Origin of the sequence: Mucilaginibacter glaciei, from assembly GCF_014773245.1 — a bacterium.
Lineage (GTDB): Bacteria > Bacteroidota > Bacteroidia > Sphingobacteriales > Sphingobacteriaceae > Mucilaginibacter > Mucilaginibacter glaciei.
Window position 1 is genome coordinate 141,894 of the sequence record NZ_JACWMX010000009.1, and the last position, 10,768, is coordinate 152,661.

Genomic DNA, 10,768 nt, shown 5'->3' on the forward strand with positions numbered 1-10,768 from the left:
CTTTTACCAAAACAAATCTATGGAAGAAACACGGGAACAGCAGAAGCTGCATGGCTTTCTGCAATGCGGTATTTACATTTCTATACTCTTAGAGGCTGCAATTTTCGTCTATCACAACGCCCCGTTTTGGGGCTTTTTTTTTAGCCCGCTGGACAAACTTGCGCACATCGTCATTTACAGCAAACTCATCTACAGTAAGCTGGCCACATTTACATTGATCTGCCTGGTGAGCGTAGGAACGCTGTCAAAAAAAGAAACAGATCTCGACCCTCAGCAGCACATTGTTTACCCTTTACTGGCCGGCTTACTGTTGTTTTTTGGCAGCATCGCTTGCCAGGGCAGGGCATCACCCATCGCGTGCGCATACACGAGATGGTATGACCTGATCTATATGGTTTGCTCTTTCACCGGTGCCATACTGATCAGCCTTTCTATGGACAATATCTCTAAGATGATTAAGTCCGGGCTTGGTAAGGATAAGTGGAACACGGAAGCGGAAAGCTTTATGCAGCCGGTTAAAAAGGTGGAAACACCGTATTCGGTAAATATCCCTATGCTCTTTTACCATGAACGCAAAGTACGTCAGGGATGGATCAATATCTGTAACGTATTTCGCGGCACTATCGTGATCGGTACTCCCGGTTCAGGTAAAAGCTTTTCCATAGTTAACCCTTTTATCCGGCAGCTGATCGCCAAAGAATTCGCTGTTTGCCTGTATGACTTCAAGTTCCCGGACTTAGGGCAGATCGCTTACTATCACTATCTGAAAGCGAAGCAGGAAGGAAAAATGAAAGGTTATGCGTTTCATGTGCTCAACCTGAATGATCCTGAAAACAGCCGCCGCATCAATCCCTGGCGGGCGGATTATATCCGCTCGCTGGCAGACGCGGCAGAAACCGCGGAAGGGCTGGTGGAAGCGCTGAAGAAAGGCGACCGTTCCGGCGGAAGTGACCAGTTCTTTACGCAGTCGGCCATCAACTTCCTGGCATCCTGTATTTACTTCCTCAGCAAGTACGCCAACGGTAAATATTCCAGTCTGCCCCATGTTCTTGCCTTGCTCAACTGTACTTACGAAGAAATATTCAACGTACTGGTAGCCGAGCCGGAACTGCGTTCCCTGCTCTCCCCGTTCATGAGCGCCTACCAGGCCAAAGCTTTTGACCAGCTTGAAGGACAGGTCGGAACGCTGAAGATATTTATTAGTCGCCTGTCTACCAAGGAAACATTCTGGGTGTTTTCGGGCGATGATTTTAACCTGAAAATATCAGATAAAAATACCCCTGGCATACTCGTCCTGGCGAATGATCCCAATACGCAGAACATCAACTCGGCCTGCTATTCTATCGTAATTAACCGGTTGACGAAACTGATCAACACCAAAGGCAACTTGCCTTCGGCACTCATTATTGATGAGGTACCTACCTTGTTTGTACATAAGGTGGAAAACCTGATCGCTACAGCGAGAAGCAATAAAGTGGCGGTATTGATGGGCTTGCAGGAATTGCCGCAATTTAATCAGCAGTACGGCAAAGATACCGCCGCAACCATCACTTCTGTCATCGGGAACGTGCTATCCGGTTCTGTTCGAAACAAGGAAACGCTCGAATGGCTGGAACGCATCCTGGGTAAGTCCAAGCAGATCGGAGAAGGGCTTTCTATTGATCGTAATAAAACTTCTACCTCCCTAAATGAAAAGTTGGAAGTGCTGATACCTGCCGGGAAGATAGCCTCGCTCAGTGCGGGCGAAATGGTGGGTGTTATCGCCGCCGATGCACAGGAGAAATTTACAGGGCAGTTTGAAACGTCTGCCATCAACTGCCGGATCAATCTGGATATGGCAGCCATCTCGGGAGAGGAAAAGAATTACAGGCCGCTACCCGCCTTCTACGATTTTAACGGGCAGCGGAACGAAAAACTAACACAGAACTTCAATAGGATCAGCCAGGAAGTACAGGACCTGGTGCTCCAGTTCCGTTCGCTGCCGTCCAATTCACCAAAAGCAAAAACCAAATAAAATGAAAAATGAAAGTTTAAACGGCACCCTCGTTATGGTCAGTCCGGATCTGGAGAACGATCCGGCAAAAGGGCAGGGAAAGATCGCGCTGGTTAATTATGAAAGCCTGCACGACAATGAAATTTATGTGGCATTTGATAATGGCCAGGAAGCTGTCTATCATCCCGACGCACTGCTTCGACTGAAAGGTAAAGAAGAAATACTTGCGGAACTAATGGATAATGGTTCGGAGATACGTGGTGACGACTATAAAGACCTGTATAAGATAACCATGCTCCAGGACAGGGGAACGGCGAAAGCGGAATGGCAGGCACTGGAAATCGCACAGCAGAATCCACGCATAAAAAATGCGGCGCTGGAACCGGCAAAGCCAGGTATAGCCATAGAACTTCAAAAATCTTATTCCAGATGAAAATGCTGGTCTGCTTCTGCATTATCTGCCTCCCCCTTAAAAATTTATACATCACCTCATCATTTGGCTACCGCAGACACCCACTCACAGGCAACTACGCCTTTCATAACGGAATCGACTTCCGGGCAAGATCAGACACCGTTTACGCCATCATGGATGGCGTGGTCAGCAATACCGGCTATGATAGTTCACTTGGAGTGAGTGTTGCTTTAGATCATAGTGATTTGACTTCTGTCTACGGTCACCTAAGCCAGTTATTCGTAAGGCCGGGTGAACCCATACAAGCCGGGCAGCCTATCGGCATTACCGGCGGAACAGGTAAGGTCACGGGTGAACACCTGCATTTCAGTATTCGCATTAAACAACAGTACATCGATCCGATGGACTTTTTCTATCAAAATTTAATTAACAGAAATCATGAGTAAAAACTTCAAACCACTCCACGAACAGATTGCAAACAAACTGATCGCGGAATTACAGGCAGAAACATCACCATTCCAGAAACCCTGGACGGACAGTGATGCCCCCGCCTTTACGATCCCCATTAACCCGACTACCAACAAAAATTACCGTGGGATGAACTCCTTATGGCTCTCCATGCAGGGCCATACCGATCCCAGGTGGATGACACTCAAACAAGCCGGTTACGCAGGCTACGAAGTGGAAAAAGGTGCCAAAGCCACCCTGATCAATTTTGTCAAAAGAACCAATATTGAGGCGATGAGGGATGTGGATGGGAACAAGATACTGGATGAGCAGGGTAAAACACAGACCCGTACCACGGAATATGAAAAGCCGGTGATCACTAATGCCTGGGTGTTTAACGCAGAACAAATCAAAGGAATCCCCCCACTGGCAGAATATCTGAAAGAAAAGCAGGGTGAGCAAACCTGGAGCCCAATTGAAAGGGCTGAACAATTGATCAGCGATAGTAAAGCGGTCATTATTCACGGGGGAAATGAAGCCTACTATAATAAAGCCAGCGACCAGATCCGCTTGCCGCTGAAAGAACAGTTCGAAAATGAAACCAAATACTATGCGGTAGCATTGCACGAGATCGGTCACTGGACGGGCCACCAAACCCGCCTGGATCGCCCGATGGAAGGTCGTTTCGGTTCCGAAGCTTATGCCCGCGAGGAACTGCGTGCAGAAATTGCCTCACTGATGCTGGGAAGCGAACTGAAGATCGGCCATAATTTCGGGCAGCACGCGGCTTATGTAAATAACTGGATCAAAATTCTGAAAGATGAACCTTTTGAGCTGTTCCGTGCCTCCTCTGATGCCCAGAAAATATTTGATTATGTGCTGGACATCGGGCAAAAGATAGCCTTAAAGGAGGAGCGTCCACAAAATCAAACCCTGAAAAAGGGTGATGAGATCGCCTACAATAACAATGTTTATAAAGTGCTGGATAAAAAAGGCAAAACCTTTACCGTAGAAGATATGGAGGGCGGCAAAACAAAGGTCAGCCCCAATGACGGCCTTTTTAAATCATTGGTACAGGCAAAAAATAACCCTGCGGAACAGCAGCTCATCGTACAGGAAGAGGAAGTTTCACATAGCATAGGAAGATAAGATGAACCTGATCAGCTTTAAAGAAAAGGATCTCCCGTTCCGGGAATTGGAGACCATCGGACTGGCAGCAGGCGGCCAGCTTTTGTTGAACGTCAATGACCTGAAAGCACTGCTTTCTGGTCGCAGGACGGGCCTGATGCACCTGGAAAACCTGGAAGCAGAAGGCATACAGATCAAAGCCATAGATGCCAAAGTATCCCTCCGGCAAAACGAACAGGGTAAAACAGATCTGCTGATCCATCCTATTTACAGGAAACCGGACACGCCGGATTTCTTGGATGACAACGAAGCACGGCAACTGGAAAAAGGAGAGGTAGAGAACTTCCTGAAAACAACCACAGATAATAAGGGCAATAAAAAGGAGATCCTGGTGGAATACGATTCGGAAACCCGCGAGTTTATTGTTTCTGACACCGAAAAGATTATGGCACCCGATATGGTCAACAATGAATTTCTTACCCTGGCCCAAAAAGAAAAATACCGCAAAGGCAAAGAAGTAGAACTGGCCGACAGGACTAAGTTTAATTATTCCGGTACGGATCTTAATGGTATCCGGTCTAACAAGCTGGCCCTGATTGCTTCTATTGTCATTGACGGCGGGCTTTCTTATATGGTTTACAAAGGGCTGAATGCACTCTTTGGCGAGAAACGTGATGAAAAAGAAGCCCAAACGTTAAGTCCGGGTTACTACAGCGCTATGGCTGATATTGAAGATCAGCGGCCCGTGGCAACAAATGAACATATCAAATTTGACAGTAAAAGCCGTGTTACACGGTAATGAACCCGATTTTAACAGAGCTTGGAGTTTCCGAAGAACTCCAGGCTTTTTTTCAGGTTACCGACCTGGTGTTCAGCTATGGGCAGGATACCGAATGTTTTGGTGAAAACTTCCACCGGGTTCCTGCTACCTCAAATTTATGGGTGGCAGGTAATGATCTCACCACCGAGGTGGTCATTACCCATAGCGCGATGGAAGCAATTGCCTATTTAACCCTAAACCGCCACCGCTATCCCCGGATAGATACCCTGTCATTCATTGCCATAGGCAATCTGCCCCATGAGGGGCAATTACAATGGATACGCTCCGGCTGGCTGAAAAAAAAACATACGCTTGTATTCGGCAATAACCTGTTAGGAAGGTTAGCCGATATTAAAGTAGCTGCGGGACTGGCTGATCGCCAGGTCCGGCTGTACTGGAATAGCCCCCATATTCGCATAGAAACCGAAAACAGCCATCATGAACTGACGATGGATAACCTCTCACTGAATGTTTTTGAAAAAGCCTTCGGCATCCGCTCCGGTATCCGCACCTATAAACCAATCAAGTTTGACACCTTTTTAGATCAATTGAAACACAATGGAAAACAATGAAATATTATTAAAACCGGCAATGAGCTTTGCCGTTATCAAAATCCTGCCGCTTATCTTTTTAGCCCTCATTTTTTTACTACTTGCTTGGTACCTGTCATCTTTCTTTTTGTTGTTCAGTATCGGAACATTGGCTGCGGGCTGGTACCGCCTGCTGTATATCCGAAAAAGCATTTACCTGATCACCCCGGAAGTCGTCAGGATCAGCCGCGGAATATTCTTTAAAAGAACGGATATGCTGGAAATATACCGCGTTAAAGATTACGTCATCACGCAATCTTTTATTCTTCAGCTTTTGGGACTGATGAACCTGACCTTAAAAAGTACAGATGCGGAAAATCCGGTGATATGGATGGTTGGCATACCGGAATCTGACATTATCGACACGATCCGGGACTATGTGCAGGAAGCGCGCAAACACAACAGAATTTATGAAATTAATTGAACAAAAACTTTGATTTTACTAATACGATTAGTATATTTAGGTATTAAATATCATGAAAACAATCGTCTATTTTATAGTCTCCTGCTTCATCTCCACTTTCGCTTTTTGGGGCGCATTGGTAGCGAGAAACCCGTTTCCGCTTTATGGAGTCGGCTTCGGAATCTGGGCGCTCTTCATTTGGGGTTATAACCAGCGGTCAAAAAAAGAAGCGGATAAACGTTTCCAGGAGCGAATGTTTCAAGACTTCATGCGATCTAAAAATCGTAATACGAATCGCTGGTAATTATTAATGATTTAATAATTTTTAGTATGTTGCATACATTAAAATATTGAGCAACCCGCTCATTATTGTGATAAGGTTTAGGTTAAAATCCCCAGGCGGCGAGCGCTCTGGGGATTTTGTTATTATATCATATTTTAGTGATTTTCATATCGATAAGTAACAATCCGGGGCATCGGCAATGCAAAAATACAACCGCTTAAAGCGTCTTTAATTTCTAATAAATCAAGTCTTTTTTACGTAAACATTGTGAAAAAAAAGAATAGAGAAAACAGGTTTCAGAAAAAGTTAAGCCATAAGGAATCCAAGGGAGAGGCATCTGAATATGCGCAGGAATTTCTAAAAACGCCGGAAGACGGGCCGCTGGTTACCGATGATGCCTATGCAGAACTGGACGCATTAGAGTATTTTAATAATAAGAGACTTCAAAAATTCCGGCAACGCCTGCTCTCCTTAATGAGCCATTATCCTGATGATCTCAGGAAGATTGAAGCTGGTTTAAGTTCTTATGCCCATAGTGCCGCAATACACACAAGAGAACTTGCAGTACTGGTAAGGTCGCTATCGATGACTTTTGAAAATATCTTACTGGAAAATTATGAAAGCTCTGATGATGGTATCAGGCAGGTGATAAAAGCAAGCTACTTTGATACTACGGACTGGACCATTGATTTTGACTTAAAGCCGGAAGATTTGATCACGCCGGATGGGTTAAGGCATTACCGTTCCAACGCCAATAAAATAACTATCTCTGCAATGAATCATTGGTTGAGTTATATGGTGAAAAAGGAAGGCGAAAATTCGCTTGCGCAGCATTACGATGAACTTTTCATACAGAAAGGCGTAAATCATGCCCGGTATTACCAGGAAGTTCAACTTAAAGCGGATATGTTAAGCGCCTACACCGGTTTGCATCACTTTCCTTTTTTTGAAAGCGATATCTTATCGTCCTACTCAATATCTTTCGACGTGGCCGGCAAGTTTATGGCGGGTACCATTAACAGCAAAGGGCAGCGCAGGTTGATGATCGATGGGCATCCTGAAATGATTGAAGGAAGGATTTTATCATCCTGGATGGTATCGCCAAGTTTTATCGACGGGCAGTTTGAAATCCTTTGTTTACCAAATCAGTTTACACTGTATGTTAATTGGAAGAACTATGATGAAATTGCGGCAGGATTTGGATTATCGAGAACCTGATCAGGCTCACGCCTTCAGGTAACACCGACGTATTTGGTTACTAAGCTAGATATGATTAAATTTGTTTTTATCCAATCGTTCAGCGTTTATACGCTATCCATCGCAAAATCGGTCACTTAAAAACCATTCAAAAAGATGGCAAAGCAAATTTTAGTTACAGGCAACCCGTTTATGGTCACTGCCTTTTACGGCTCTTTAGTAGAACACTTTGTAGCCGGTGAAACGATCATCATCAGATCAGTTAACGGCTGGTGGTGTAAACGAAGTATCAGGCAGGTATTTGCCCGCGAACACAGTCAGTGCCTCGTTGATCTGTAGGTAAGTTCAGGTAATTGCGTTAAAGGCTCGGGAACGGGCCCTTAACTTTACCTTTATCCCATATTGCGATATGATGATTAAAGTAGATTTTGAATTTGAAGCCGAAACAAATACGAACTATCCGATAATTTACTCTAAAGTAGCCTACAGTAAAGCTTATGAGGAAGCTGTAAAGTTCAATACAAGCTTTTATGACGCGGCTTATTCCGACGCTGCAAAGGCACATCTGAGTTGGTACGTTGCATATATTGACGAGATCTTAAAAGGTAAGATATATAAAGATGAGCAGCTTGTGCCTCAGCTTTTTATCGTGGGAGCCATTCGTAAAGAACAAATCAAGGAATTTTTAAATTGTCATCTTTTTGCCGCTAAAGATTATTGTAATTACCTGATCGAAAACATAAAGCCGGCAACAGTTCGAAGATATGATCATACCCTCCGTAGCCTTGATGTGGACCTTGAACAGCTTCTTGTTCATTATGAAGTGCAGATCCGAAAATCCATCGATCGGGTTGCGCCGACGAGCTGGCGTAAACCGGTGCTGAGTCCGAACGATATATTTTCAGCAGCTAAGGAATTATTTTATATTGAAGACCGTGATACAATCGAAGATCTTTACCTGAGAGACCTGAAACCGATGGTGATGTTCCAAATCAGGCAGATGGTAGAAATATTCGGAAGACAGATCATTGGTTATACCGATATAGTGGATAAAAAAGATATACCGGTAAAGAAATTTACCCAGGTAGCCTGGGAATTTATTGCGGAAGAATGCAAAAAAAAATCATCATCCCGGATCGTATTGCCATTTCCCGTGATCTTTATGAAAACATTGAATGGCTGGTCGAATAACTTTGTTCATACAAGTTATATCCATAGTGCTTACATTCAATATTATGCATTGCACATTCTTACACTGCTTTTAAAAGGTTCGGGCAGTTCATTCCGTATTTACAATGGAAACATGCAGCGAAAGGGACATGCTGATATCATGATAAGCAATTATGAAGAGCTGAAAAAAGATTTTGAAATTTATATTAATAGAAGGCAGCCTGGCTTAAAAGTTAATTGGCTTCCAATTACCCAAATACAAGCTTACATTATTTCTTTGGGCTCAACAGTGCCGCAGTCATTATCATTCTGGGATAAAATCAGATTGTTTTTCCGGCGTGTTTTCGGGAATATTCTCGGGTTGTTCAAACGCTGATGAATAGGCGAACCCCGAGGTTCAATTATCTTTCTCGTTGAATTGATTTTACTGGTTTGAAACAGCTGATAAATAATCCATTTATCCTAATTTCCTGCAGGGTTGAGAAAGATGATTATTATTGTTCTGTAGTACCGAAACACTTGTCAATTTGATCTAAAAAAACACGGCATTATTGCAGCCTTACAGGCTTGATAATGAAACCAATCCTACCTCATAAAAGAAATATCACTCCCGAACAGGCAGTTAAAGTGCTTGCCAGAAATGGAATAGTTGCTGACGAAAAAGAAGCGAAGATTATTTTGGATTTCTTATATATTTTGGCTAAATTGACTGTTAATCAATACTTTAATGACGCATAACGTGGTCGTATTGTAATGCTCTCTTTATCAAATTCTTACTATTATGACTTCTGCTTATTTATACGTCCGTGTAAGTACGGATGAGCAAAAAAGAAAAGGCTACTCTCTGCCTGAACAGGAAGACCGTTTACTACGCCACTGTGAATTCAACAACATTGAGGTAAAAGGTATTTTCCGGGAAGACTACTCGGCCAAAAATTTCAAAAGGCCGGAATGGAACAAATTATTGACCGTTGTTAAAAACCGTAAAAAGAAAGACCGGGAAAATATCCTTTTCATCAAATGGGATAGGTTTAGCAGGAATATCGAGTTTGCCTACCAGATGATCGGTATTTTAAGGGCGATCAATGTGCAGGCGATGGCCATCGACCAGCCGATTGATTTCAGCATTCCTGAGAGCACGGTAATGCTTGCGGTTTATTTATCTATCCCTGAAGCTGAAAATGGAAGACGCGCTTTAAATACCTCTGGTGGGATGCGCAGGGCCAGGAAAGAAGGCCGCTGGATGGGCGCGGCACCTAAAGGCTACCAAAACCTGGTTTATCCTGATGGAAGGAAGTATATCGCCCCAAAACATCCTGAAGCAACTTTAATGAAATGGGTATTTGAGGAATTGTCCAAAGGTATTCTCGTTGCCGAACAGGTCCGAAAAATTGCGTGTCAGAGAGGCCTCAAATGTGAACGCAATAATTTCTGGAAACTTATCCGAAATCCGATGTATGCGGGCATTATCGTGGTACCTCCATTTGAGAGTGAAGAAATGCAGTTTGTAAAATCTCAACATGAAGCCTTAATATCGCAGACGCTTTTTTATGAAGTTCAAAACATATTAAACGGCAATAAAAGACCAATAGCAACTAAGATAGTATCAAAGGATATGCTGCCGTTACGGGGCTTTTTAGAATGCCCGGACTGTAACCGAATGCTAACAGGCAGCGCATCTAAAGGAAGGCATGAGCGCTATTACTATTACCATTGCACTGGCACTACCTGTAAATGCAGGTTCAAGGCAGAAACGGTAAATCAATACTTTGAGGACGAATTGATCAGGTTCAATTTGGCACCGGGTGTTGGTGAACTGTTTAAAATGGTGGTAATGGATGAATGCAGGTCAACCAGCAGGGATGATTTGGATGAGCGCAAAGTTATTTCAAATAAAATTGAAGAGCAGGAATTAAATTTATCTAAGGCGCGGAAAAGGCTATTAAAAGAAGAAATTGATGCCGATGATTTTAAAGCTATTAAAGCCGAATGTAATGAAGAGCTAAGGCTGTTAGAAAGCAAGCTGGCGGATCTTCCAGCCAAATCTAACGAGTTAAAGTCTATAGAGATACTTTTAGACGTAGTAATAGCCAGATATTCAAATATTCTGCAACACTATAAAAATCAGGTAGTTGAGGAAAAAAGAAAAATTATTGGTTCGATGTACCCCCAAAATCTCTGTTTTGACGGAACCCAACATCGAACCGCTTATTTGAGTGAGCCACTTTCTCTTATCTTGCTGATAAACAGCAACTTACAAGGAAAAAAAAGAGGGGAAAAGTTGTCTTTTTACAACCTTTCCCCTCAAGTAGCCCGTAGGGGAAT

General features: G+C 43.5%; 13 protein-coding genes. All 13 read left to right on the top strand.

Annotated elements, in window-relative coordinates; translation table 11 throughout:
* Positions 1 to 19: 19 nt before the first annotated feature.
* Positions 20 to 2,014, top strand: a complete 1,995-nt coding sequence (locus IDJ76_RS18880; protein ID WP_191165543.1) for a type IV secretory system conjugative DNA transfer family protein — start codon at positions 20 to 22, stop codon at positions 2,012 to 2,014.
* 1 nt (position 2,015) lies between these two features.
* Positions 2,016 to 2,426, top strand: a complete 411-nt coding sequence (locus IDJ76_RS18885; RefSeq protein ID WP_191165545.1) for a hypothetical protein — start codon at positions 2,016 to 2,018, stop codon at positions 2,424 to 2,426.
* Positions 2,427 to 2,428: 2 nt separating this feature from the next.
* A complete protein-coding gene (locus IDJ76_RS18890; protein WP_191165548.1) occupies positions 2,429 to 2,851 on the top strand; it encodes a M23 family metallopeptidase in 423 nt (140 codons plus the stop codon).
* Positions 2,844 to 4,001: an ArdC family protein gene (locus IDJ76_RS18895; protein ID WP_191165550.1), complete on the top strand. Its 1,158-nt coding sequence runs from the start codon at positions 2,844 to 2,846 to the stop codon at positions 3,999 to 4,001. Before IDJ76_RS18890 ends, IDJ76_RS18895 begins: the two co-directional genes overlap by 8 nt.
* Position 4,002: 1 nt before the next feature.
* Positions 4,003 to 4,779 (top strand): DUF4099 domain-containing protein, encoded by a 777-nt coding sequence (locus IDJ76_RS18900; protein WP_191165552.1) that lies wholly within the window; start codon positions 4,003 to 4,005, stop codon positions 4,777 to 4,779.
* Entirely contained in the window at positions 4,779 to 5,372 is a 594-nt protein-coding gene (locus IDJ76_RS18905) for a hypothetical protein (protein WP_191165554.1), read from the top strand. The genes IDJ76_RS18900 and IDJ76_RS18905 overlap by 1 nt, the downstream gene beginning before the upstream one ends.
* A complete protein-coding gene (locus IDJ76_RS18910) occupies positions 5,359 to 5,814 on the top strand; it encodes a PH domain-containing protein (protein WP_191165556.1) in 456 nt (151 codons plus the stop codon). The genes IDJ76_RS18905 and IDJ76_RS18910 overlap by 14 nt, the downstream gene beginning before the upstream one ends.
* A gap of 52 nt (positions 5,815 to 5,866) precedes the next feature.
* Positions 5,867 to 6,097, top strand: a complete 231-nt coding sequence (locus tag IDJ76_RS18915) for a hypothetical protein (RefSeq protein WP_191165558.1) — start codon at positions 5,867 to 5,869, stop codon at positions 6,095 to 6,097.
* A gap of 246 nt (positions 6,098 to 6,343) precedes the next feature.
* The gene (locus tag IDJ76_RS18920; RefSeq protein ID WP_191165560.1) at positions 6,344 to 7,294 is read left to right on the top strand and encodes a hypothetical protein; all 951 of its coding nucleotides are present in this window, start codon (positions 6,344 to 6,346) and stop codon (positions 7,292 to 7,294) included.
* A gap of 135 nt (positions 7,295 to 7,429) precedes the next feature.
* The gene (locus tag IDJ76_RS18925) at positions 7,430 to 7,612 is read left to right on the top strand and encodes a hypothetical protein (RefSeq protein ID WP_191165562.1); all 183 of its coding nucleotides are present in this window, start codon (positions 7,430 to 7,432) and stop codon (positions 7,610 to 7,612) included.
* A gap of 70 nt (positions 7,613 to 7,682) precedes the next feature.
* The gene (locus tag IDJ76_RS18930; protein WP_191165565.1) at positions 7,683 to 8,819 is read left to right on the top strand and encodes a hypothetical protein; all 1,137 of its coding nucleotides are present in this window, start codon (positions 7,683 to 7,685) and stop codon (positions 8,817 to 8,819) included.
* 197 nt (positions 8,820 to 9,016) lie between these two features.
* Positions 9,017 to 9,181: a hypothetical protein gene (locus IDJ76_RS18935; protein WP_191165567.1), complete on the top strand. Its 165-nt coding sequence runs from the start codon at positions 9,017 to 9,019 to the stop codon at positions 9,179 to 9,181.
* Positions 9,182 to 9,224: 43 nt separating this feature from the next.
* The coding region (locus IDJ76_RS18940) for a recombinase family protein (protein ID WP_191165569.1) at positions 9,225 to 10,768 on the top strand (1,544 nt) is incomplete at its 3' end.

Coding starts and splice junctions, on each gene's coding strand:
- IDJ76_RS18880 (WP_191165543.1), top strand. CDS start 20: ATGGAAGAAACACGGGAACAGCAGAAGCTGCATGGCTTTCTGCAATGC.
- IDJ76_RS18885 (WP_191165545.1), top strand. CDS start 2,016: ATGAAAAATGAAAGTTTAAACGGCACCCTCGTTATGGTCAGTCCGGAT.
- IDJ76_RS18890 (WP_191165548.1), top strand. CDS start 2,429: ATGCTGGTCTGCTTCTGCATTATCTGCCTCCCCCTTAAAAATTTATAC.
- IDJ76_RS18895 (WP_191165550.1), top strand. CDS start 2,844: ATGAGTAAAAACTTCAAACCACTCCACGAACAGATTGCAAACAAACTG.
- IDJ76_RS18900 (WP_191165552.1), top strand. CDS start 4,003: ATGAACCTGATCAGCTTTAAAGAAAAGGATCTCCCGTTCCGGGAATTG.
- IDJ76_RS18905 (WP_191165554.1), top strand. CDS start 4,779: ATGAACCCGATTTTAACAGAGCTTGGAGTTTCCGAAGAACTCCAGGCT.
- IDJ76_RS18910 (WP_191165556.1), top strand. CDS start 5,359: ATGGAAAACAATGAAATATTATTAAAACCGGCAATGAGCTTTGCCGTT.
- IDJ76_RS18915 (WP_191165558.1), top strand. CDS start 5,867: ATGAAAACAATCGTCTATTTTATAGTCTCCTGCTTCATCTCCACTTTC.
- IDJ76_RS18925 (WP_191165562.1), top strand. CDS start 7,430: ATGGCAAAGCAAATTTTAGTTACAGGCAACCCGTTTATGGTCACTGCC.
- IDJ76_RS18930 (WP_191165565.1), top strand. CDS start 7,683: ATGATGATTAAAGTAGATTTTGAATTTGAAGCCGAAACAAATACGAAC.
- IDJ76_RS18935 (WP_191165567.1), top strand. CDS start 9,017: ATGAAACCAATCCTACCTCATAAAAGAAATATCACTCCCGAACAGGCA.